Origin of the sequence: Olegusella massiliensis, from assembly GCF_900078545.1 — a bacterium.
In the GTDB taxonomy this organism is placed as follows: domain Bacteria; phylum Actinomycetota; class Coriobacteriia; order Coriobacteriales; family Atopobiaceae; genus Olegusella; species Olegusella massiliensis.
In genome coordinates, this window is sequence record NZ_FLLS01000002.1 from 1,355,831 (window position 1) to 1,380,339 (window position 24,509).

20 protein-coding genes are annotated in these 24,509 nt (G+C 49.2%); 13 read left to right on the forward strand and 7 right to left on the reverse strand.

Annotated features, from left to right (window positions below):
- Positions 1-2: 2 nt before the first annotated feature.
- The 5 genes from sufU to sufC are packed head-to-tail and all read right to left on the reverse strand — an operon-like array spanning position 3 to position 4,971.
- Complete coding sequence (gene sufU / locus BN4314_RS06250; RefSeq protein ID WP_068540311.1) at positions 3-437, reverse strand: Fe-S cluster assembly sulfur transfer protein SufU; 435 nt, start codon at positions 435-437, stop codon at positions 3-5.
- Positions 424-1,689 carry an aminotransferase class V-fold PLP-dependent enzyme gene (locus BN4314_RS06255; RefSeq protein ID WP_068540312.1) on the reverse strand — a complete coding sequence of 422 codons (1,266 nt, stop codon included), beginning with the start codon at positions 1,687-1,689 and terminating at the stop codon, positions 424-426. Before BN4314_RS06255 ends, sufU begins: the two co-directional genes overlap by 14 nt.
- On the reverse strand, positions 1,690-2,775 hold the full coding sequence (locus BN4314_RS06260; protein WP_068540313.1) for a SufB/SufD family protein: 1,086 nt from the start codon (positions 2,773-2,775) through the stop codon (positions 1,690-1,692).
- Complete coding sequence (sufB, locus tag BN4314_RS06265) at positions 2,775-4,184, reverse strand: Fe-S cluster assembly protein SufB (protein ID WP_232309761.1); 1,410 nt, start codon at positions 4,182-4,184, stop codon at positions 2,775-2,777. Before sufB ends, BN4314_RS06260 begins: the two co-directional genes overlap by 1 nt.
- 1 nt (position 4,185) lies before the next feature.
- Positions 4,186-4,971, reverse strand: a complete 786-nt coding sequence (gene sufC / locus BN4314_RS06270; protein ID WP_068540315.1) for a Fe-S cluster assembly ATPase SufC — start codon at positions 4,969-4,971, stop codon at positions 4,186-4,188.
- A gap of 414 nt (positions 4,972-5,385) precedes the next feature.
- Here sufC and BN4314_RS06275 point away from each other — a divergent pair, with 414 nt between their 5' ends.
- From BN4314_RS06275 to ybaK, 7 genes are all read left to right on the forward strand, one after another.
- Positions 5,386-6,114: a hypothetical protein gene (locus BN4314_RS06275; RefSeq protein WP_068540316.1), complete on the forward strand. Its 729-nt coding sequence runs from the start codon at positions 5,386-5,388 to the stop codon at positions 6,112-6,114.
- A 170-nt stretch (positions 6,115-6,284) separates the two neighbouring features.
- Positions 6,285-7,367: a 3-phosphoserine/phosphohydroxythreonine transaminase gene (gene serC, locus BN4314_RS06280; RefSeq protein WP_068540317.1), complete on the forward strand. Its 1,083-nt coding sequence runs from the start codon at positions 6,285-6,287 to the stop codon at positions 7,365-7,367.
- Positions 7,368-7,441: 74 nt separating this feature from the next.
- Positions 7,442-8,614 (forward strand): 3-phosphoglycerate dehydrogenase family protein, encoded by a 1,173-nt coding sequence (locus BN4314_RS06285; protein ID WP_068540318.1) that lies wholly within the window; start codon positions 7,442-7,444, stop codon positions 8,612-8,614.
- A 276-nt stretch (positions 8,615-8,890) separates the two neighbouring features.
- Positions 8,891-9,808 carry a cysteine synthase A gene (gene cysK, locus BN4314_RS06290; protein WP_068540871.1) on the forward strand — a complete coding sequence of 306 codons (918 nt, stop codon included), beginning with the start codon at positions 8,891-8,893 and terminating at the stop codon, positions 9,806-9,808.
- A gap of 2 nt (positions 9,809-9,810) precedes the next feature.
- On the forward strand, positions 9,811-10,569 hold the full coding sequence (gene epsC / locus BN4314_RS06295) for a serine O-acetyltransferase EpsC (protein ID WP_082911197.1): 759 nt from the start codon (positions 9,811-9,813) through the stop codon (positions 10,567-10,569).
- Between the two features lie 111 nt (positions 10,570-10,680).
- The gene (uvrA, locus tag BN4314_RS06300; RefSeq protein WP_068540319.1) at positions 10,681-13,590 is read left to right on the forward strand and encodes an excinuclease ABC subunit UvrA; all 2,910 of its coding nucleotides are present in this window, start codon (positions 10,681-10,683) and stop codon (positions 13,588-13,590) included.
- A gap of 97 nt (positions 13,591-13,687) precedes the next feature.
- Positions 13,688-14,185 (forward strand): Cys-tRNA(Pro) deacylase, encoded by a 498-nt coding sequence (ybaK, locus tag BN4314_RS06305; protein ID WP_068540320.1) that lies wholly within the window; start codon positions 13,688-13,690, stop codon positions 14,183-14,185.
- 419 nt (positions 14,186-14,604) lie between these two features.
- On the opposite strand, the gene fic is transcribed toward ybaK, so the two are convergent.
- Positions 14,605-15,210, reverse strand: coding sequence for a protein adenylyltransferase Fic (fic, locus tag BN4314_RS06310; RefSeq protein WP_068540321.1), 606 nt, complete (start codon positions 15,208-15,210; stop codon positions 14,605-14,607).
- A gap of 546 nt (positions 15,211-15,756) precedes the next feature.
- Here fic and BN4314_RS06315 point away from each other — a divergent pair.
- Both BN4314_RS06315 and BN4314_RS08335 read left to right on the forward strand, forming a co-directional pair.
- Entirely contained in the window at positions 15,757-15,957 is a 201-nt protein-coding gene (locus BN4314_RS06315; protein WP_148424873.1) for a hypothetical protein, read from the forward strand.
- Between the two features lie 79 nt (positions 15,958-16,036).
- Positions 16,037-16,159 carry a hypothetical protein gene (locus BN4314_RS08335; protein WP_267899993.1) on the forward strand — a complete coding sequence of 41 codons (123 nt, stop codon included), beginning with the start codon at positions 16,037-16,039 and terminating at the stop codon, positions 16,157-16,159.
- 588 nt (positions 16,160-16,747) lie between these two features.
- Here BN4314_RS08335 and BN4314_RS06320 read toward each other — a convergent pair.
- Positions 16,748-17,875 (reverse strand): glycerophosphodiester phosphodiesterase family protein, encoded by a 1,128-nt coding sequence (locus tag BN4314_RS06320; protein ID WP_068540323.1) that lies wholly within the window; start codon positions 17,873-17,875, stop codon positions 16,748-16,750.
- Between the two features lie 109 nt (positions 17,876-17,984).
- Between BN4314_RS06320 and murJ the strand changes: the two genes are divergently transcribed.
- From murJ to uvrC, 4 genes are all read left to right on the forward strand, one after another.
- A complete protein-coding gene (murJ, locus tag BN4314_RS06325) occupies positions 17,985-19,736 on the forward strand; it encodes a murein biosynthesis integral membrane protein MurJ (RefSeq protein WP_198145555.1) in 1,752 nt (583 codons plus the stop codon).
- A gap of 140 nt (positions 19,737-19,876) precedes the next feature.
- Complete coding sequence (locus BN4314_RS06330; protein ID WP_068540324.1) at positions 19,877-21,094, forward strand: C40 family peptidase; 1,218 nt, start codon at positions 19,877-19,879, stop codon at positions 21,092-21,094.
- Between the two features lie 78 nt (positions 21,095-21,172).
- A complete protein-coding gene (locus BN4314_RS06335; protein ID WP_232309728.1) occupies positions 21,173-22,462 on the forward strand; it encodes a carboxylate--amine ligase in 1,290 nt (429 codons plus the stop codon).
- A gap of 11 nt (positions 22,463-22,473) precedes the next feature.
- Positions 22,474-24,489 (forward strand): excinuclease ABC subunit UvrC, encoded by a 2,016-nt coding sequence (uvrC, locus tag BN4314_RS06340; RefSeq protein ID WP_082911198.1) that lies wholly within the window; start codon positions 22,474-22,476, stop codon positions 24,487-24,489.
- Positions 24,490-24,509: the final 20 nt, after the last annotated feature.

The window sequence follows — 24,509 nt, forward strand, 5'->3', positions numbered from 1 at the left end:
GGCTAGTCCCCCTTTTCCAGCATTTCTTCAAGCGTGCGCCACGCCAATTCTGCACATTTTACACGCGCAGGCATATGCGAAATATCCTTCAAGCTCGCTGCATCTTCGAGTAGAGCAAGTTTGTCAGGATCAGCTTCGGTGCCACGTACCATGTCCATAAACAAGCGACACAACTCGATTGCTTGTTGGGGTGTTTTGTCTGTTATAAGGTCAGCCATCATATCAGCTGATGCCTGGCTGATTGCACAGCCACTACCCTGATAAGCTGCTTCCTCAATTACTCCGTCACTGCCGATTTTGACGGAAAATACCAGGTCATCACCACAGCTCGGGTTAACACCTTCATGGGTGTGTGTGGGGTTGTCCATCTGATATTTGTAGTCGGGATGGGCAACATGGTCCATGAATGCGGCATTGTAAAGATTAACGGTTTCCATGGAATACCTGCCAAACCTGTTTTAGGCCTTCGACCAGGCGGTCGATATCTGCCTTATCGTTATAAAAAGCAATACTTGCGCGACTGGTACTTGACACACCCAGCTCAATCAAGAGTGGCTGAGCACAGTGATGACCTGCACGAATACAAATGTCTTGCATATCAAGAATAGAAGCGACGTCGTGTGGGTGCACGTCTCCTACGTTAAAGGCAACCGAGCCTAGGTGACGCCTGCCATCGGTAGGGCCGATGATATCGATAAAGTCGAGCGCTGCTAGTTGATCGGTGAGGTAGCGTGCCAGCAGACGTTCGCGCGTCTCAAGAGTATTCCAGCCTTTTTCTTCCAAGTAGCTCAAAGCTGCATTTAGAGCATAACTGCCTGCAGCGTCTTGTGTGCCCGCCTCAAATTTTTGAGGCACAGGAGCCCATACAGCATCAGTTTCGCTAACGGAGTCAATCATCTCGCCACCAGTCAAGAAGGGCGGCATGACATCGAGTAGCTCTGCTTTGCCCCAAAGGACGCCAACACCCATAGGACCGCACATTTTGTGAGCCGAGAAAGCAAGCAGATCACATCCAAGTTTGCGCACGTCAACAGCTATATGCGGTACGGACTGTGCACCGTCGACGACCATCTTTGCACCCATGGCATGTGCTCGTGCAGCAATCGCGGCAATGTCGTTTTCGATGCCAAGTACATTGGAAACCTGTGTAACCGAGACAATCTTTGCACGTGGACCAATCTTGGCCTCAATTTCGGCGGGCGTGATGCGAAAATCCTCATCAAGTCTCAAAAATACCAACTTTGCACCAGTCTCGCGGCAAATCTGTTGCCAAGGAATGAGATTGGAATGATGCTCCATAATCGAGACGACTACCTCGTCACCTGGCTGTAGAAGCAGATGTCCCAACGAACGTGCAACAAGATTGAGACTTTCAGAAGCATTCCGCGTAAAGATAATCTCATTAGCCTGCGGGATGTCCTGTTTGTCCACAGCACCAATAAAACGCGCGACATGCGCCCGCGTCTCAGCGATAGACTGCGTCGCGTCAACCGACAGGCGATACAGGCCACGTAAGGGGTTTGCATTCATCGTCTCATAGAATTTGCGTTGTGCATCAAGCACGCAAGCAGGACGTTGTGCCGTTGCAGCGCTATCCAAAAAGACCAGTTGGGGATTGTTGGCCAGCAGAGGGAAATCCGCCTTATAAGGGTTTTGCTCAATGAGAGCGAGCTCATCAGCATTCAACATTTAAGCCTCCTTGCTCTCGTCAAGCTCGTGTGCGACCTCAGTGCCTAAAATGGCTTCCGCTCGTCTGACGGCGGCAGCATGTAAATCCTCGGAGGGTGCATTGATGATTGCATCATCAAAGATTGCACGGACAAAAAGCGCCTCTGCTTCCTCGCGAGAAAGACCACGGGCAGCAAGGTAGTCCAGCTGCTCGGGACTCACCGAACCGATGGTGGCTCCGTGATTGCCCTGGACATCATCTTCATCACAAAGTACCGTTGGCAGCGTTTTGTTGACAATATCGTTGCCAGTCACCAGTACCGTTTCGGATTCGTTGCCTTTGGCATCTTTTGCACCGTGAATCAAATCAATGGTCTGGCGCAAAGTTTTTTTGCCAGCATCGGCAAGGACACCCGTTGCGTGCATCTCAGAGCGGCTATGGCGACCGCACATACGACATAGCTGATTTACGTCAAGCAGATCGTCTCCGCTTACGTGGTAGCGCATGGTTAGATCCAAGCGGCTGGATTGGCCCGCAAGCTTGCACCCAAAACCAAATGCGACCTTTTTGCCACCCAAAGCGTATTGGCGTACCGAAATCTGTGCGTTTTCATTGGCAAAAATGCCCACAGTTTCGATGTGTTGTCCTTCAACGGCGACAAGTTCAGTTAATTGCAGTTTGGCGCCGCGCTCAACATAAATGCGGGTAAGTGCTGCTGATGTCAGGTCCGATTTGGTGGCATTGCTGTTATTTGGCGAGCTTGCGGTGTCAGCAGCGACCACAGTCACCGTTGCGCGCGATCCCGCGCGTAGCATCACCGCGGTATTGGCAATATGTCCTGCAGAAACGTTAATAACGATGGGTTCGCTGCGTGTGGTATTGCGTGGCACTTCAATATAGTGACCATCGCCTGCAGCAGCTGCAATCCACGTAGCTGCCTCGCTGCCTGAACCCGTCTCGACACTATCAAAGATGCGCGGCACTGCTTCGTAGACTTTGCCTGTTGCGTTAGGTGTGGGCACATCAAATTGCACATCGTTAATGCGCAAATAGTTCCAAGTTTCAGCAACAGGTACGTTGACGTGCGAAAGAGTTTGCATATCCATTAGCCGATTGCCCCCTCCATCTCGAGTTTGATCAGGTTGTTCATCTCGACCGCATACTCAAGGGGGAGCTCCTTGGACACGGGGTTAGCAAAACCATTGACAACCATTGTGCGAGCTTCTTCTTCGCTACATCCACGGCTCATCAAATACAAAATAGTGTCATCAGAAATGCGGCCAATGGTGGCTTCGTGGCCCACCTGTGCAGAGCTACAACGTACATCCATTGCTGGGATGGTGTCTGAGCGACTGATATCGTCAAGCATCAGTGACGAGCAGCTCACAGATGCACGAGCGCGTTCAGCTTTGCGACCAATGACAACGGAGCTGCGGAATGTGTTGATGCCACCGTCTTTTGAGATTGACTTGGTTTCGACCGATGCGGTGGTATCGGCGCCCTGCAGGATAACCTTGCAGCCCGTATCGAGATCTTGATTTTGACCAGCAAAGGTGATGCCGGTGAACTCAACACTGGAGCGGTCACCCTTCATAATCGAGGTGGGGTAGAGGTAGGACACATGGCTACCAAAACTACCCGAAATCCATTCCATTTGTGAATCGGCACCCACTGTGACACGTTTGGTGTTGAGGTTAAACATGTTCTTTGACCAGTTTTCGATGGTCGAATAACGCATGTGTGAGTGGTTGCCAACAAAGATTTCAACCGCGCCAGCATGAAGGTTTGCGGCATAGTATTTTGGTGCTGAACAACCCTCAATAAAGTGCAGGTTAGTATCATCTTCGCAGATAATCAGCGTATGTTCGAACTGTCCTGCACCCTGTGCATTGAGGCGAAAGTAACTTTGCAGTGGATAATCTACCGTGATACCGCGTGGCACATACACAAAAGAGCCGCCTGACCATACCGCGTAGTGCAGCGCAGCAAACTTGTGGTCACGAGGCGGAATCAACGTGCCAAAGTATTGCTTAACCAGCGGCTCGTATTCGCTGTGAAGCGCATCTTCGATGGTAGTGTAAACAACGCCTTGCTTTGCCATCTCTTCTTTCATGTTGTGATACACGATTTCGGAATCATACTGGGCACCTACACCAGCGAGACTCTCGCGCTCTGCTTGCGGAATGCCTAAACGCTCAAAGGTATCTTTGATGTCTTCAGGCACTTCTTCCCAGTTGCTAGCCTGCTTGGTTTTAGGCGAGACGTAGGTTGAGATATGACTCATGTCGAGCCCGCTTGTATCTGGGCCCCAATTGGCCGGCATCTCGAGATTTTGGTAGGTTTCTAGCGCGTCCAGGCGCATTTGCGTCATCCACTCGGGCTCATCTTTTTTGGCCGAGATAGAGCGCACAATTTCGGGGGTCAATCCATCGGCGTAACGCTCGTAGCCCTCTTCTGATTTGGTGAAGTCATACAGTGAGCGGTCAACGTCTTGGACCTGTGTCCTTTCTGTCAAGCTACTCACCGCCCTCGGCGCTTGCATTGGCCGCGTTTTCAAAGCGCTCAAAGCCGTTGCGGTCGATATCATCAATCAAAGAAGCAGGACCTTCGGCAACAAGTTGGCCTCTGACCATGACATGGGTGTGATCCACATCAAGACGCTCGAGGATGCGGGTGTTGTGTGTAATCATAAGCAGTGCGCCATCGCAATCTTTGCGATAGGCTTCAATGCCACGAGATACAACGGAGAGTGCGTCTACATCGAGACCCGAGTCAGTTTCGTCAAGAATTGCCAGTTTGGGACGAAGCAGCAGAAGCTGTAGCATCTCGATTTTTTTCTTCTCGCCACCCGAAAAGCCTACATTGAGTTCACGGGTGAGAAAACCCTGATCCATGCTCAGCTGGTCGCAAATCTCACCGACGCGCTGGCGGAACTTGCGAGCGTTCATTTTGAGCTCGGGGCGCATCTGGGTAATGGTGCGCAAAAACGAGTACAAAGGCACGCCAGGTACCTCGACAGGTGCTTGATAGGAGAGGAAGATGCCAGCGAGACTACGCTTGTTGGCAGCTTGCTCGGTAATATCAACACCATCAAAAATAATTTGGCCATCCGTGATTTTGTAGGTGGGATCGCCCATGATGACGTGACCCAACGTAGATTTTCCTGCGCCATTGGGTCCCATCAGGACATGGGTTTCGCCTGATGCCACTTCCAAGTTGGCATGATGGAGGATCTGCTTGTCCTCGGTGCCGGCGGAAATATTACGCACACTGAGGAGTGTGCCATGAGTTGTGTCGGACATAAACGTCTCTCCGTTCGTATAGCTGCAGCCAGATGTAGCAATTCACGCGAGTTAAATCCGGTTCTTGCGGTATCGTGCTGCTGCTTCCCTCCCTCGAAGAAAATGCTCCTGTTCGAGCAATTTCTTTGTGGAAACTCTCCGCGCTCAAGCGTCGCTCTTATGGCGCGTGCTTGGTTGAACTTCCTTTGTAGAAAAGCTCTTACCTAAAGAGGTTCCCCTTTTTCTTCTAAATCATACTAGCTGAGGGGTATTTAAACTGAAAGAGAATATTTGGCTTTTTTGAACTCCTACACAAGCTTCAATTGCAACTTTTTATAAGTGGTCTCATCGTTTTTGTGTCAACAAATACAAAATCGCGGTCCTACCAACAGATTATTCACGCTAGAGTTTTATATGAACAAAAGGAGGATCGCCATGCTTGCTCATAATCGATTTGAATTGGTGGGTGTAGGAAAGCAGCTGGTAACGGCTGCTTTGATGGCTGTGCTCGCAGGCTCTTTGATGGCATGCAGTGGTGGTACAGCAAAAAATATCCCTGCAGAAACAGGTGAAATAGGCTCTCAAGCTGCAGAAAGTTCAGCTAGCAAGAAAGATGCAGCTCATAGCGATAATAGCGATAAATCTGATACTACTGTTAGCCAAGAGAGCAAGGATGCCTCTGCTGAAGGCTCAAATGCAACAACAAAGACGGTATCTACCGAAGCATATGCCAACAAAAAATATGGCTTTACCTTCGATTCATCGTTTTGTAACGACCTCAAAAAGTTGGATGAAACCGAGGATTCGGTGCATTTTAACAGCAAAAATTGGGAAATGGATCTTGTTGCGCAGGCAAAGGAAAATACTGCTCATCTCGGAGCTTCGGCAGTGGCTGATACTTATACCAAGTCAGCGGATAGTTCAATGGAGCCCGATGTTTTGGTAGATGAAGGCGACAACGTCTCATACTGTCTGGTAGTTCAGGCTGAAAAGGATAAAGATGGCAAAGCAATCGTTGTCGTTTATATTTCTTATGTGGGCTCAGGCAGTATCCAAGGTCTGCGTGCAAGCTTTCCCGCAGAAAAATATGCGAATTTAAGCGAGGAGCAAGCTCAGCAGCTTGTGGCATCTTTCGTTCCAGGTGATTTAAAGGCGCGCCACTAGAAAAAGAATAAATGCTGCCAAGCATAGGCGCCGCATGACATAAAGATTATGAGAACGTAACGCTTCCATGTCAGCTCGTAACAAATCCGTCTCTATTCACAAAGCTGTGCGATAGTTTCCAGAGCAATCGTGTGATTGCAAACTGCAATGATAGAGAGAATAGAGGACGTATGAGTCGCGTATACAATTTCAGCGCAGGGCCAGCCGTGCTACCGGAAGAAGTTCTCTCATCTTGCCAGTCTGATCTGCTTGATTATCGTGGCTGTGGTATGTCCGTTATGGAAATGAGTCACCGTTCGGCTGTTTTTCAGGAGATTCTCGATGAAGCCGAAGCCAATCTTCGCGAGCTCCTTGGCGTTCCTGATAATTATAAAATTCTGTTTCTCAGCGGCTCAGCGCATCACCAGTTTGCGGCTGTGTGCATGAACCTTATGAAAAACCGCGTGGCTGATTACATCATCACTGGTCAGTGGGCTAAAAAGGCCTATGCAGAAGCCAAGCTATTTGGTCAGGTAAATATAGTAGCAAGCAGTGAAGACGCAACATTTAGCTACATTCCTGACTGTTCAGAGCTTGCAATTGATGAGAATGCTGATTTTGTTTATATCTGTGAAAACAACACCATCTATGGCACAAAATTTCACCAGCTGCCATGTACTCGCGGCAAGATTTTGGTTTCTGATGTATCGAGCTGTTTCCTCTCGGAGCCAATGGATATTTCTCGGTATGGTGTCGTTTATGGCGGCGTCCAAAAAAATATTGGCCCAGCAGGCATGACTATCGATATCATTCGCGAAGACCTTATCCGCGATGATGTTTTGCCCGGTACTCCAACCGTAATGAAGTGGAAGACCCAGGCAGATAAGGGATCTCTCTACAACACGCCTAATTGCTGGGATATTTATGTCTGTGGTCTTGTCTTTAAGTGGCTCAAAAAGCAGGGCGGACTTGCAGCAATGAAGCAGCTCAATATTGAAAAAGCCCAGCTCCTTTATGACTTCCTTGATGCATCATCGTTGTTTAAGGGTACGGTCCGTACAAAGGATCGCTCTCTTATGAATGTGCCTTTCATAACGGGGGACAAGGCGCTCGATGCAGAATTTGTAAAGCAGGCAAGCGCTGCGGGTCTTGTCAATCTCAAAGGCCATCGTAGCGTCGGCGGTATGCGCGCCAGTATCTATAATGCGATGCCCAAGCAGGGCGTTGAAACCTTAGTCAAATTTATGGGCGACTTTGAACGTGCACATAAATAGGGTGTTTACCAGTAAAGGTCAGAGCGCGATTGGTCGCAACAAAATGTGTTGCAACAAACATAAGGGAGATTTGTATGAAAGACCGCAAGGTTTATTGTCTCAATGCAATTTCTGCTATCGGTACAGATAGTTTCCACACTGGTTATAGTCTTACTGATCAGCTAGATGATGCCGCAGGCGTTATGGTGCGTTCCGCAAAAATGCATGACATGGCATTTCCACCCAGTCTACGTGCTATTGCTCGAGCGGGTGCGGGTATCAATAATATCCCGTTAGAACGTTGTTCGGAAGCAGGCATTGTTGTCTTTAATACTCCTGGTGCCAATGCAAATTCTGTCAAGGAACTTGTGCTTGCGGGCATGCTGCTCGCATCGCGCGACCTACTCGGTGGTGTTGCGTGGGTGCAAGACAATGCGTCCGATCCTGCTATTGCCAAGTCTGTCGAAAAGGCAAAAAAAGCCTTTGCAGGTCATGAAATAGCAGGTAAAACCCTTGGTGTTGTTGGTTTGGGCGCCATTGGTTGGCGTGTAGCAAACGCCGCCATCGACCTTGGTATGAAGGTCATGAGTTACGATCCTTACATGTCGCTCAGCAGTGCATGGCATTTGAGTCCACAGGTAGGCAATACCTCTGATCTAGGTGAGCTTGCTGCGCAAAGTGACTTTTTGACGGTACATGTACCTGCAGGTGACAAGACAAATAAGATGATTTCAGCCGATATCATTGCTCGCATGAAGCCAGGTGCAACTTTGCTCAATTTTGCCCGCGATATCGTGGTGGATGAACAAGCAGTTGCAGAAAGTTTGCAGGCAAAAAAGTTGCACAAATATGTGACTGACTTTGCAAATCCCCTGACGGCCAACCTACCTGGAGCAATTGTTTTGCCACACCTCGGGGCTTCTACCGAGGAAGCAGAAGATAACTGTGCAGTCATGGCAGCACAGCAGCTTCAGAACTACCTTGATAACGGTGATATCACCAATTCTGTTAATTTCCCCGCTATTGATTTAGGTGTTTGTGAAACTGCATCTCGCGTATGTGTATTGCATCGCAATGAGCCTAATATGCTGTCGCAAATTACAGGCTTTTTTGGCAAAGCAGGACTCAACATCGAAAATCTTGCCAACAAGAGTCGTGGTAGGTATGCGGTGACGTTGCTGGATATTGATGAGACGATGCCGCATGATACGGCGGAGCGCCTGGGAGATATTGCTGGAGTTCTTCGCGTGCGTCGTATTGAAGGTTAGTTTACAAGCAGAGCGTGCTATCAGTAGAGCAGAGCTGTGCATGATTGTGACGCACAAAGCAGCAATATATAACGCGCGATTCACCTTTGGGTCGCGCGTTTTTTGTTACATAAGAGGATATTCATACGTCACAAGTAGGAATTAAGGGTATAGTGACTCGGTAGCAAATACGTCGCTTGTGGGTGAACAACACCGTTGTTTTATCTACGTGCGTCGGGATGAGCATTGCCGAATCAGGGGAGATTTGACCTGCTCATTTGTGTGGAAGAGGAGTACATTATGGAGATTGCAAATCGTGTAGAAGGCCTTATTGGCTCTACGCCTCTTATTGATTTGTCAACCCTTACATCTAACAGCTCTGCTCGTATTCTCGGTAAGTATGAGGCCAAAAATCCTGGTGGATCTATCAAAGACCGCGTTGCGCTTTTCATGCTCAATGCAGCCGAAAAAAGTGGCAGTCTTGCTCCTGGCGGCACCATTATTGAGCCCACCTCGGGCAATACCGGCGTTGGTCTTGCCATGCTTGCTGCCGCTCGAGGGTATCACCTTATCTTGACGATGCCCGATACAATGAGTATTGAGCGTCGCCGTCTTGCTGCAAGCTATGGTGCAGAGATTGTCCTTACACCAGGCGCTGAGGGTATGGTAGGTGCAGTCAACAAGGCTGAGGAGTTGCACTCAACAATTCCTCACTCCATTATTGCAGGTCAATTTTCCAATCCTGCCAATCCGCAGGCACATTACGAGACTACGGGCCCCGAAATTTGGCGTGATACTCAGGGAAGCGTTACAGCAATTGTGGCAGGTGTGGGCACGGGGGGCACGATTTCTGGTGCTGCTCGCTATCTTAAGGAGCAAAATGCCGGCATTCAAGCGATTGCTGTCGAGCCTGCAGAATCTCAGGTGCTCGCGGGTAAACCTGCTGGTCCTCATAAAATCCAAGGCATTGGTGCCAACTTTGTCCCCAAAAACTATGATGCACATCTTATTGACGAGGTGCTTTCAGTAACATCTGCACGCGCCATTGAGGTAAAAAAACTTCTTGCAGAAAAACTTGGTTTGCTTGTGGGTATTTCCTCAGGGGCCTCGGTAGCTGCTGCTTTGGAACTTGCCTCTCGCAAAACCTATGTTGAGGCAACTATTGTTGCCATTTTGCCTGATACTGGTGAGCGTTACCTCTCAATGGAGTTCTAAGCATGGCACCAATTACCCCAGCTCCCATCAACGCAAGTGCGCCAACGACTGAAGGCGTGCCCCTGCGTCAGCTGATGCGCGAGGATCTTGATGCTGTGTTTGCACATGATCCTTCTGCAACTTCGCTTTTCCGTGCACTGATGTTTTCGGCGGGCTTGCGTATCGTTTGGGCCTATCGTTGGCAGCATTGGTTGTGGCAGCATGGACATACGTTTTTGGCCCGCCTGTCACATCGTCGTACCCGCCGTCGTTATGGCTCGGATATCCATCCCGCTGCTTGTATTGGACGTCGTTTTGCTGTGGATCATGGTGTGGGTGTGGTCATCGGCGAAACTGCCATTGTGGGAGATGATTGTCTTGTCTACCAGGGTGCGACCTTGGGCATGACAGCAAAGAATTTTGCCGCAACAGGCAAACGACATCCCACCGTGGGTGCAGGTGTACTCATCGGTGCAGGTGCCATTGTGTTGGGCGATATCACGATTGGTGATCGCTCCAGCGTTGGAGCCGGTTGTGTTGTAGTCAAACCCGTGCCTGAAAATTCCACCGTAGTGGGGATTGCGGCGCATGTCATTGGCGATCGTCGGACATGTCCGGCAGACGATGCTAATTGGGGCGTTTTGCTGCGCACGAGCCCCGAGCTTCAAGCTCGTCTTGACGCTGTGAGTCGCGAGTTTGGCGTAGAAAAACAGAGCGTATCACCGCAAACTATCGCAGCTGCCGATTGCAACTGCCCCCAAGTAGACAGGGTGGCACAATAGGGAATCTGTGCTGTTCTGCTTAGTTGCTAAAATTTAATAAGAATTCATCACGATTTGTCCTTGGGCATCTTGTGCGATGTCGCAAAGACAGGTAGATAAGTGAGGCGCCGTATGGCTTCGGAAAGCATTGTTATTCGCGGAGCGCGTGAGCACAATCTGCGCGATATCAACGTCACCATCCCTCGCGACAAGCTTGTGGTTATTACCGGCTTGTCGGGATCGGGTAAGTCAAGTTTGGCCTTTGACACTATATATGCCGAGGGTCAGCGCCGCTATGTCGAGAGTCTTTCTAGCTATGCGCGCCAATTTTTGGGACAGATGGACAAGCCCGATCTCGACTCAATTGATGGCCTATCGCCAGCTGTTTCCATCGATCAAAAAACCACCTCACGCAATCCCCGCTCCACCGTGGGTACAGTTACAGAAATCTATGATTATCTGCGTCTCCTCTATGCACGCGTGGGTGTGCCTCACTGTCCTGAGTGTGGCCGCGTCATCGAGCGTCAGACTACCGATCAGGTATCAGATAAGGTTCTCGAGGCAGGTATGGGCCGTCGTGCCTACGTACTGGCACCTGTGATTGTGGGCCGCAAAGGTGAGTACACCAAGCTTTTTGAAGATCTGGCCAAAGAAGGTTTTTCGCGCGTGCGTGTTGATGGCGAAATTCGTGAGCTTGGTGGAGAAGAAATTCGTCTGGACAAGAAGTTCAAGCACAATATTGAGGTCGTAGTAGACCGCGTTGTTATCAAAAAAAATTCACTTGGGCGTATCGCTGAAGCTGTAGAACAAGCAACGCGTCTTGCGGAAGGGAGGGTAGCGTTTTACCTCCTGCCTCAGCGCGATGCACCCGAGGGTAGTGAGGGCGATTTGCTGGAGTACTCTCTTGATCTTGCCTGCCCCATTCATGGTCATTCTATTGGTGATTTGCAGCCGCGCGATTTTTCTTTCAATGCACCGTATGGCGCCTGTCCTGACTGTGATGGTCTAGGTACAAAGCGTATGGTGGATGCTGAAGCATTGATCGAGGACCCCAGCTTGTCTGTAGCAAGTGGGGTTTTTGGCAGCATCTTTGGTCATTCTAATTACTACCCGCAGATTTTGGCTGCGGTATGTCGCCATTTTGATGTTGATCCTGAAACTCCTTGGCAAGACCTACCAAAAAAAGTGCGTACTGCTCTGCTTGATGGTACAGGATCAACCAAGATTCACGTAGACTACCATACGCGTGATGGTCGTGATACCAATTGGTCGATTCAATTTTCTGGTGTGCGTTCGATTCTTTTTGACAAGTATCAGGAGACGAGCTCAGATACTATGCGCGCACAATTGGATCGATATATTCGCGAGATATCTTGCCCTACGTGTCACGGTGCGCGACTCAAGCCCGAGTATCTTGCGGTGACTATTGGCGGCAGTAATGCAAAGGGTGAGGGTGTGCCCGAGCGCAATATTTGGGAACTCTGCGAGCTTTCTTGTAAGGATGCTCTGACGTATTTCCGAGGTCTGCATTTGACGGAGCGCCAGCAGCTCATCGGAGCCCCTATCGTGAAGGAAATCCTTGCACGCCTGCAATTCTTGGTGAATGTGGGCTTGGATTATCTGACGCTTTCTCGTGCAGCAGCAACGCTATCTGGTGGCGAAGCCCAGCGTATTCGTCTGGCAACCCAAATTGGCGCGGGTCTGATGGGCGTGCTCTATATTCTTGATGAGCCATCGATTGGCCTGCATCAGCGTGACAATGACCGCCTGATTGCAACGTTAGGTAACCTGCGCGACCAAGGTAATACGGTTATTGTGGTTGAGCATGACGAGGACACGATACGTGCGGCAGACTATGTTATCGATATGGGTCCTGGTGCTGGAGAAAATGGCGGCGGAGTTGTTGCTGCAGGTACGCCAGCTGAAATTGCTGCTAACCCTGACTCGTTGACGGGAGCCTATCTTACTGGCAAGCGGATGGTGGCACTGCCGGAGGGTCGTCGCAATCCAGGTCGTGGTGCACTTAAAATCACGGGTGCAACGGCCAATAACCTCCGTGGCGTTAATGCTAAAGTCGAGTTTGGCACGCTGACGCTGGTGACAGGAGTGTCTGGTTCGGGCAAATCTTCGCTGGTTACAGATACTTTGGCACCTGCACTCACCAATGCGATTCAGCGTAGCAAACGACCTGTGGGTCCTTATCGCAAACTTGAGGGTGTAGAAGAAATCGACAAGGTTATTGATATCGACCAATCACCTATTGGGCGTACACCTCGTTCAAATCCTGCAACCTATATTGGACTTTGGGATGATTTACGTGCACTTTTTGCTTCGACTCCTGAGAGTCGTGCGCGTGGTTACAACCCAGGACGTTTTTCTTTTAACGTATCGGGTGGTCGCTGCGAGGCCTGCAAGGGTGACGGTCAAATCAAGATTGAGATGAACTTCTTGCCCGATATCTACGTGCCTTGCGAAGTGTGTCATGGCAAGCGCTACAACCGAGAGACTTTGCAAGTTCTCTATCATGGCAAGTCAATCTCGGACGTGTTGGATATGACGGTGACCGAGGCATTGGCGTTTTTCTCGGCCATCCCAAAGATTAAAAACAAGCTCAAGACGCTCTACGATGTGGGTTTGGGTTATGTACATCTGGGTCAGTCCGCAACAACCTTATCCGGTGGTGAGGCTCAGCGCGTAAAGCTGGCAAAAGAGCTGCATCGCCAGCAGACGGGACGCACTTTTTACATCCTTGATGAGCCGACAACAGGTTTGCATTTTGAGGACGTGCGTCAATTGATCGATGTATTGGAGCGCCTGGTAGATGCAGGTAATACGGTGCTTGTCATTGAGCATAATCTTGATGTAATCAAAATGGCAGATCGTATTATCGACCTTGGACCAGAAGGCGGAGCTGATGGCGGTACGGTTGTTGCTTATGGCACGCCCGAACAGGTGGTACAGGTGCCCGAGAGCTATACCGGCAAGTATTTGGCACCCATCCTTGAGCGCGACCGTGCTCGTATGAAAGCAAAGAAAGGGTAAGTGTTGCGGTACGGTTATATGAGAGATTTATGAGAGACATTACCGCTAGAGACACTACTGCGAAAGACACTACCGCTTTGCTTAGCTAGGGAGTTACATGGCAAAAAAAGACAAGGTTCAAAAAACAAATGCGATGCGTGAACTGGATCGTGCGGGTATTCGTTATGAGGCGCTCGAGCTTGAAGGCGAAGAAGATATCTCGCGCGGTTTGGGCGTGCGCATGGCACATGAAGCTGGCGAGGATCCCGATTCGGCGTTCAAGACTTTGGTTTGTGTGGCACCGTCGGGAAACCATGTTGTGTGTTGCATTCCCGTCGCACAGGAGGTTGATCTTAAAAAAGCCGCAGCTGCAGCTGGAGAGAAATCTCTGACGCTTTTCCCTTGGCGGGAGCTGGAGGGTTTGACAGGGTATGTGCGCGGAGGTTGCTCTCCTATTGGTATGAAGCGGCAGCTGCCAACCTTGATTGATGAGACGGCCCAACTATTTGAGCGCATTTCAGTGTCGGGCGGGCGGCGTGGCCTGTCTTTGATGGTAGAGCCAGACGCGTTGCTTGACTTCCTTGGAGCAAGCTACGCCGATATCACTCGTGTATAGGCAAGAATTGCGTATATGCATGACCTAGGTCGTTGCTTTCCGTGTTACTTTCTGCTGAGAATTGCTTGCGGTTTGTGCCGGCACTTCAAAATTAGATAAGTTTTTATCTGATACTCTATATCTGATATAGTTGATTAAAACATTTATACTTGGTCAGCTATAGCGCTACTTGGAATTACGAATAAATTCTTGTATAGCTGCAATTAGATAGGGGATTGCTTTTATTATCGAAACGATGATAACTGCAACAATTATAAAAACCAAGATTTCAGGCATGTGATTACCTATCTATCCGAGGTTTACATTCGTTTGCATACATTTGGTTTGTCCTGTTTATCAACATCCTTACGACACAGTATAGTTGAACCAAATTTATTCCCAAACATGAATCAAGGGCGTATCTATCAATGTGTTCTGTCTTACAGATATTCAGTCTTATAGCTTGTATATCCTTCGTAATGATAGCTTGCATCAATACCTTTCATGTACACGTCTCTATCAGAGATGGCATACGTTAGAGCTTCATGCAAGACGTGTTTGATTTCGATATCTCGGATAGGGCTACGTTCCATTGCGAGAAGATAATCTTCTTTATTGACCTTACTCCAATCAATTACCTGGCCAAGATTCTCCTTGAGCATTAAATCGAGCCAAATCCTAGTAGAACGCCCGTTTCCTTCACGAAACGGATGAGCAGCATTCATTTCGACATACTTCTCAACTATTTCATCAAAAGATTCCTGAGGCATTTTCTCAATATTTGTAAGACTTGTTTCAAGATACATAACAGGAGCGAATCTAAAGCTTCCCTTGGCGATATTTACTGTACGAATTCTTCTCGCAAATTTATACACATCTTGGAAAAGGAAAGCATGAATCTTTTGAAGTGACTCGACTGTTCCTGGGATAAGCGTATCTAGGAATCCGCTCTCGAACATCTCAAGAGCTCGCTTTTTACTCAAGCGCTCCTCTTCGCGAGCAAGCTCTGCTTCTTCTGTGAGATGGAGTTTATTTTCTAAGATCATAGATTCATATTTCCTTATACAAATAACTTTTTGAGGAAGGATTACTTCATATTCCTGAGTATATCCAACTTACACAAGTGAGGGATGATGAATAAAGCGTAAAGAGGAGGCTGAAGTGGTTTTTCCGGACCATCCAAAACCACTTTAGATTAAGAGAATTGCGCAGGATTGCATTATTAGATATCGACATCCAAGGGTATTGTGGCGTAGGTCAACTGATTTGTAGAGTAAATTTCTTGTCATAGGAAGAAATAAAGCCGCTACGTAGATAAAACTACTCAAGCTGTCCTAAAAATAACCCATCTGAGTACATATGTTCAGATAATCTAATTTTAATTACGTTTCAAACAATACTATTCCAAGTGTTTATGCGAACGAGTAAGAACTTGAAATAAAGGTACTCTTTGGATATTGAATGTGAAAAGGATAGGTTTTAGTGTCCGCATAAGTTGTTAGAGTTGAGAAATAGAGAGTTCAGGTGTTTCAAGTTAGCCAATTGCTGCTACAAAGGAGCTGAAACAAGCAATGTTGTATGCACACTCAAATATGGCAGCAACCAAGAAACAGGAGAAGGTGCTTAGTGCGCTAGGCATTCCAAGCGACCTATCGTCCCTTACAGATGACCAATGGTTTGATGCCGAATCAAAGCTGAGCAGCGAACTACAGATGCGCGGTATTTCTGACGGTGGGCTGAACGAGTACGGCAAAATTTGTGATGCGCTTCTATTCGAGTTATCCCAAGTCTAAACATTGACCGCGTGAGCTACCTTTTAACCTCCCTTCTAGTTGCTGAGATAAGCTCAGCACACAAGAGGGAGGTTTATTTATGCTGGAAGACCCCACTAAGGGCGAGGAGACCACCAAAGACCCCGAGGGCGGCGAGGTTAGTGCAGACTTTAAAGCTTACAAAACCTCTACCGAGCGTAAGAAAGTTGAACTCAAGCTTTGAGTTGTCAGTAATGCTCCCCGCACACGTGGGGATGATCCTGACACTTGTGGGACGTGTCAAGCTCAAGTTCGAAGGTTGTGATACGGTAAACAAGAGCCTATTGCCACGTCGTATGCGAGACGATAGGCCCATTTTTATTTGCGCTCAACAACTGCGAACCTTTAACAACGCGCAGTCGTGCGTTAGAACAAACGCTACTCCCCGCGCACGCGGGGATAATCCCTCAGCTGGTGTGTGGTATAAAGGAAGTGAGGCGGAACCCGGACTACAACTGGTCCTTTTGGTTCCGCTTTCTTTTTCTACTCCGCGCACGCGGGGATAATCCCACCCGTCTACGGTTTTGGAGACCGTCACTCTGTCGTTTAACTAAGCGGGTGTTTGGGTCTTGGCTGATTAACTGGGTAAAAAGGTGCTATAAGACTTGCAATTTGTTAAAGGGTGCTTATTGAACCCGCTGTAAGTAAAAGAGTTTTTATCGAACCTTCTACAGCCAATAAGGTGTATATCGAATCACCTATGGGGTGCAGGAGGAGGATATTAGAAGGGGAGTGCAGAAGGAAGGTGCATGCGCCATTCCCTCCACACACCTTACTTGCTCAACCTCGATTTTGTTTCGGGGCGAATATGCTCAAAAATCGCAGGAGCACCTTCACGCTCAGATTCGGCGAGGTCGGCTTCGCTGCGTACGGTCCATGTCATCATACGTGCGCCCATTAGACGCGTCGCTAACCACACAAAGAGATTGTGTCTGTCGGCAAACTTGTATGCAATGTAGTCTGGTCTACCCATCACATTGCACAAAAGCCAAGACTGTCCTACACGTAAAGGCAAACCGTACTTCTCGGTACCAAGATCGAGCAAAAAATCCTCGCTTAGCTGTCCGCGCAACACGCCAGGACGGTGGCGACGTAACCACCACAGCACACGAGTGTCAAAACTTTGGATGCAGTAATCTACATCGTATCGGTCAAGCGTGAGCATTACCAAACGTACGAGGTCAGCGTAATTAGTAACGGTAGTCTTGAGCTCGATTAGCACTGGTGCACAACGGTGCTTAGTCTGAGGATCAGTATCAAAGAGTGCAATGGCCTGCGAAAAAGTGGGAATCTGTTCATCGGTGTCAAGCAGGCGATATTCGCAGAGCTCCTCGTGGGTGAGTTGCTCGACAAAACCCGCACGACCACATACGCGCTCAAGGTCAGAGTCATGTACAACGACAGGTACATTGTCTTTAGTGAGACGAACATCCATCTCGACACCATAGCCAGCCTCAGCTGCAGCACGAAATGCGGGCAGGGAGTTTTCGGGCACAAGATTTGCCCAATCGCTGACATCGTCTTTCCACAGCGGTGGAGCTACCACGGCATCGGGGCTCTTGGTGATTACCTTGTCGGTGAACTGTACAATCTTATCGGGGAACTGCATGATGCCGTCACCTTTGCCGACACCCTTAAAGGGGTCTCCTGCCATACCTTTGGGGTAAGCCTGCGCTGAGGGCGGCACATCAAAAAGCCCGCGATGTGCGTAGCGGTGCTTCTCGATTTCCTTCCACTTGGCGGTTGTTTGCCAGTCGCGTCTACGTGGGGCAACAAAAAACGCCGCAGTTCCTATGACACCTATCGCAGCAGCGCCAGCCTTTAGCAGAGCGCGACGCCCCTCCGATGTGAGGTAGGGCTTGTGATGCTTCAAAAATGATGAGATAGCATTCTTTGACATGAGCTCTCCTTCCAGGCTGTATTCTTAGCATCTTAGTGCGTTTTTGTCGAGCGCGCCCGTCTCAGCGGTCGATGGTTAAAATAGGAACATAACGTCTCGAAAGGACCTTATGGCTGCCAAGCATCTAAGACAAACATCTGCCACCGAGCTGGCTCGTCGTTCCCATCACAATCATGCAGCTTTGCCACCAGCACATATGGTGACAGAGAAGCGGGATGTGCGTGTTGCAAAAGCCACTCGGGCTACGGTGGATACGGTCAAGCAAAACCCAGAGGATAGTATCTCAACTGAGGTAGCCGTAGGGCGCTCAGCCGCGCTGATGAGTGTGCTTGTAGCTATTAGTCGTATTACAGGATTTTTCCGTACCTGGGCGCAGGCTTTTGCGCTGGGCACTTCTCTTTTATCTAGTTGCTATACCGTGGCCAACAATCTGCCAAATCAGCTCTACGAACTGGTAATCGGCGGCATGATTGTGACAGCGTTTTTGCCAGTCTACCTGTCAGTTAAAGAGCGCTCGGGTCGCGAGGGCGCAAACGCTTATGTATCCAATCTGCTTTCTATTGTGTTTTTGCTGATGGCAGCGCTCACGCTGCTGTGTATTGGCTTTGCGGGGCAACTGGTCTATCTACAATCGGCAGGTACCAATCAAACACAGATGGTCGATGCGGTTTGGCTTTTTCGCTTCTTTGCAGTGGAAGTGCTGTTGTATTGCTTGTCATCTGTCGCCTCGGGCGTGCTTAATGCCGAGCGGGATTATCTGTGGTCAAATGCTGCCCCTATCTTTAATAATTTCATCACGATTGCTTCGTTTTTGTTGTTTGCTGCGCTACAGTCAACCAACTTGCCCTTGGCCATGCTTGCCCTCGCGCTGGGTAATCCCTTGGGTGTATTGGTACAGGTTGTCATGCAAATTCCCAGCCTGCGCCGCCATAAGGTGCAGCTTAGTTGGAGAATCGACCTACATGACCCAGCGCTCAAAGAGACATTGGCTATTGGCATACCCACCCTTATCACGACAGGCTGCGCTTTTGTGACGGTTTCAGTTATGAACTCCTATGCACTGATGGCTCTGCCCGACCAGGGTAGTTCGGTGCAGTATTACGCGCGTCTGTGGTACACCCTGCCGTATTCGGTGCTTGCAATTCCTGTGACTACAACGATGTTTACCGAGCTATCAGATATGTATGCGCGGCGCGATATGACCAGCTATGTACGCGCTTTTACCAAAGGAGCAGGGCAGATTCTTTTTACCTTGCTACCCTTTATGATGTATCTCATCGTGTTTGCAGGACCTTTGATGCAACTGCTGCGTTTAGGTGCATTCGACAGTGAAAGTGCCAATATTACAGCGTACTACCTGCGTTTCTTGGCTTTGGCATTGCCTTTCTTTGGTCTATCGACCTTCTTTCAAAAAGTATTTTCCTCAATGCGTCGCATGCTGAGCTTTGCTTTGGTCAATGTGGCGGCATCGGTGGTACAGGTGGCCTTTACCGCGATATTAACCCCCATCATAGGTATTGCGGCGGTGGCCTTAGGTTCGGCTGCGTTTTACTTTTTTATTGATTTGCTCGCTTTTGTACTGCTGTACCGTGAGTTGGGTCACATTGGCATGCGTGAGCTCGTAGGCGCCTCCGTGTGGTCAACGGTTCTTGGCGTTATTGGGGCAGCTGTAGGCTACTTTGCCAACATGCAGTTGGTAGCATTGGGGCTTGCTGGATCTTTGGTACGCACGCTTGCGGCACTTGCCCTCTCTGGTATCTTGGCGGTGCTGATAACCTTTGGGGCAGCGGTAATCTTCAAACTCCCTCAAGTTTCCTTTTTACGCCAAGTGCTTGGAAAGTTTTTGCGTCGCCGCAGCTAAAAAAGAACATTAAATTGTCTGGAATATATTCAAAAATTCGGTGAACGTTGTGTTTTTCTCTGCTGAGCGTAGAGGTCTTGGCAGAAGCTGTGTTGTCTGCGCTAAAATGCTTCTCATATGCGATACAGGAAGGTGAAACGATGCAGAATTCGCAGCACAACACAACTGGTATCACGCGTCATATTCAAGGCAAACATATTGCCGCCGTTTTGGGTCTTGTACTTATGTCCGCAAGCGCACCAATGATGGCTCCGCGTATCGCGTTTGCAGATACCTCCGCTCAGCTACAGGCACAACTTGATGATGCCAAGGCGCATCTGAATGAAATTCAGGCCAAACTCATGGCCGCCGGCGAGGAGCTCAATGATACGCAATATCAGCTTGAGCAGACCAAAGCCAAAATCACTGAGATGCAAAAAAAGATTGATACTACCAAGACTTCCATCAAGGAAAACACCGAGAAGTTGGATAAGCGTCGTGCTGTATTGGCTGATCGTGTGTCGGCCAACTACAAGATGGGCGGCACGTCTTTGCTGAGCATTGTGCTTGATGCCGATAGCTTGGAAAGCTTGATTTCCAATATTTACTACGCCGACAAAGTGGCAGCAGCAGACAAGTCTCAGATTGATGAGATTTCCGACCTTCAAAGTGAGTTGGAAACTCAGGAAGCCGAGCTACAAAAACAGCAGGATGCACTTAAAGAGCAAGAGAGCTCTCAGCAGAAGTTGGTTGATCAAAAGCAAGCTCAGCAAGATGAGCTCGCCTCTCAACAAGCAGACCAAAAGGCCTATATCGATAGTCTTTCTGCTGAGGTACAAAAGGCTTTAAAGGCTGAGGCCGAAGCAGAACGCAAGCGTCAGGCAGAAGCTGCAGCCGAAGCAGAACGCCAAGCTCAGGCCGCAATTGATGCTCAGCAGCGCCAGCACGAAGGCAACAATACGCAAAATCCTGGCAATAACAACAATGGTAATTCGAACAATACAAATAACGGTGGTTCGAGTAATAAGCATTTCGATGGTACTACACGCTCCATCATTGTCCAGGCAGCATATTCCTGTATTGGTACGCCATATGTACTGGGTGCCTATAGCCCTGGTACTGCTATTGATTGTTCGGGTCTGACTAAGTGGGCCTACGCACAGGCAGGTTTGAGTATTCCTCATAGTTCTGCAGCTCAGCGCAATATGACTAACATCAAACCGATTTCTCAGTGCCACCCGGGGGACATGGTCTTTTGGTATGGGCACGTTGCGATTTATGTAGGCAATGGCAAGATTGTTCATGCCAACTACGGTGGCGTTGAGGAGACGACGCTGTACGGTAGTTATCTCGGCGGCGGTTGCCCCTTTGATATTTAAGCATGAGACTCCAAAATGCGGCGGGTCCCAGCTGGGGTCCGCCGCATTTGTATGTGTATAAATAAGGAAGGAAGTCCTGTGAGCCAGCAAGCTGCAGCAGCACGCCATATCCACAGTGAAAAAGACGTAGCAAAACATCTGGTGCCCGTGGTTTTGGGTGCCGATATTTTGGGCTATTCATACGTGCGTTGCTTCCATGAGGCCTATGGGATGAATTCCATCGTATTAGCATCGGCAGATGTCAAAGCAACCTCGTCCAGTCGTTTTGTTGACTATCGTGTGGTAGAGGGCATTGATCAAGAAGATGCTCTGATTGCCTACCTCAGCGAGCTGGGAATGCAGCTGGATGCCCAAGACCAAGTAGGTATTTTGCTTGGTTCGGGTGACTGGTACGCGCGTATTTTGTCACAGCACAAGACGGAGTTGATGCAGTGGTTTGTGGTGCCCTATATTGACTTTGATCTGCTTGATGAAATTACGCAGAAAGAGCGTTTTTACGCGCTTTGCGAAAAGCTGGAAATACCGTATCCAAAGACACGTACTTACGATTGCGCCGATCCAAACGCACGCATTGATACCAGCGAGTTTGCCTATCCTTGTATTGCCAAACCATCCAATTCAGCGCGCTATCATTATGCAGAATTTGCAGGTAAAAAGAAGATCTTTGAGGTTGAAACGCCGGAGGAGCTAGAGCGAATTTTTGCTGCGTTGCAGGCTTCAAGCTATGATCGCGAGCTGATTGTGCAGGAGTTTGTGCCAGGGGACGATGATGCTTTACGTTCGATTACGCTTTTTGCTGATCAAAACGGTGACGTGCGTGTATCGGCTATGGGGCGCGTGGTGTTACAAGACCATGCACCGTCAGCAATTGGTAACCCCGTGTGTATTGTGGGTGAGCGAGATGAGCGCGCTATTGCAGATGCTGCTCGCTTTTTAAAGCACGTAGGTTATCACGGATTTGCTAACTTCGATTGCAAATTGGATCCGCGTGATGGTAGCTATAAGTTTTTTGAAGTAAACACACGTCCTGGACGTAATAGCTATTACCTAACGCTGGCGGGTGTAAATTTTGTAACACTCTTTGTAAAAGACTATGTATTAGGCCAGGTTATCCCTGTTCAGAAAGCAAATAAGCCTTTTGTATATGCGTGTATTCCGCCCATAGTCGTTCGTAAGACGGTCAAGGATGCTGCACTGCGCGAGCAAATCCTCAATATGTATCATCAAGGGCTCGCAAAGTTTCCACTGGATTATGCGGCAGACTCTCTGCGTCATCAGTTTTGGGCATCAATTACCTATTATCATCAGGTAGCAAAGTTCAAGAAATATGTTTGGGATACCGGCGGCAAGCAGGCCGCTGCTGACTAAGGTCTGCTTGTATGACTATCAAAGACCCTGCGGCCCATCAGCCAGATTTACATTCACGTATCCCACGTCCCGAGGATGAAGGCTTGCCTTCGATTGCCGAGCAGGTAGAGCGTGTGCCTACCGAGCCAGGTTGCTATCTGTGGAAAGATGCTCGCGGTGATGTCATCTATGTTGGTAAGGCCAAAAATCTGCGCGCTCGTATGAAGCAGTACGTGCAGCTGACCGATGATCGTCTTAAGATTCCACTCATGATGCAGGTTGTACGCTCGTTTGACTATGTGGTTGTAGGGTCTGAGCACGAGGCATTGGTGCTCGAACGCAATCTCATTGGGCAGTACCATCCGTACTTTAACGTCGATTACAAAGATGATAAAAGTTATCCCTATATTGCGGTGACCGAGTCCGATCCGTATCCAGCGATTAAATATACTCGCGAAAAGCATCGCAAGAAGACCCGCTATTTTGGGCCTTACACTGATGCGCGTGCAGCACGCCAGACTATCGATACCCTGCGCAAAGTAGTACCAATTTGTATTTCTACCTGCGCGGAGTGGCGACGCTGCCAGCGCTATTTAGCATCCCACCCAGATGAGGTTGCCGTAGCTCCACTCGTGCTTGGCAAGCTGGGGCGGCTCTGCTTTGACTATCACGTGGGATTGGGACCGGGTGTGTGTGCAGGGGCTATTGATACGCCTGAGTATGCACGACACGTAGACCAAGTAGTGCGTTTTTTGTCAGGTAAGCGCCGGGATATACTCAATGAGCTGACCGAGCAAATGCACGATGCTGCGGCAGATTTGGATTTTGAGCGTGCTGCTCGTCTAAAAAAGCGTCTTGAGGCACTGGCAGCAACAGGTGAGCGTCAAGAAGTGATGTTTTCTTCTGATGTAAATATGGATGTGATTGGCTTTACGCGCGAGGAGACAATTAGCTGTGCTTGTGTCTTTGTGGTGCGTGAAGGCGTAACGATTCGTAGCGCTGAGTTTGTGCTGGACAAGGGCCTTGACGTGACCGAAGAAGAGCTGGTTGATGGCTTTTTGGCCCGTTATTACAACGAAACGGCTGACATCCCTGCCGAGGTAGATGTAGCGGTGGAGTTGCCTGATGCAGCGGCTGTAGGAAAGTGGCTCGCAGAAAAGCGCGGTCGCGCCTGTCATCTGCATGTGCCCCAGCGTGGCGAAAAAGCGCATCTTCTGCAAATGGCTGCCAAGAACGCGCGTCATGCTCTCAATCGGTATATGGTGCGCACAGGTTATGCAGACAAGCGTACCAATGAGGCATTGCTGCAGTTGGAGAGTGCTTTGGCGCTTGACGTGCCTCCCATGAGAATTGAATGCTATGACATTTCTACCTTGCACGGGGCGTTTACCGTAGCATCAATGGTGGTCTTTACCAACGGACGACCAGATAAGAGTGCATATCGTCGCTTTAAGATTCAAGCTGACCTGGATGAGGCAAACGACTTTTTGTCCATGAGTGAGGTATTGGGCCGACGTTTTTCGCCCGAACGTGTAGCAGATGAGCGTTTTGGCAGCCTGCCCGATTTGTTGGTGGTTGACGGTGGCAAGCCACAGCTGTCAGCTGCGATGGGTCAGCTGGCTGAGCTTGGGCTTGATATCCCTGTTTGTGGTTTGGCAAAGTCCGATGAGGAAGTATTTGTGCCTTGGGATGAGATGCCCGTTGTGCTGCCGTCAGGTTCTGCTTCCTTGTATTTGATCAAGCAAATCCGAGACGAGTCGCACCGTTTTGCGATTACCTTCCATCGCAACTTGCGTACCAAGGCACAGTCTGTATCGATCTTAGATGAGATTGCTGGCGTTGGACCCAAGCGCAAAAAGGCAATTATGGCGCGATTTGGCTCGTTCAAGCGCCTGCGTGAGGCATCGCCCGAACAAATTGCCGAGGCTAAGGGCGTACCTGCTGCTGTTGCTGAAGCTGTCTGGCAAGCTCTTCGCGCCTTTGAAGCCGAGCAGGATAGTGCTCAGGCGGACGGCGTTTGGCAAGCAGGGGAGCGCCATTTGAAATGATGTGTGGCGTTTGACAAGCA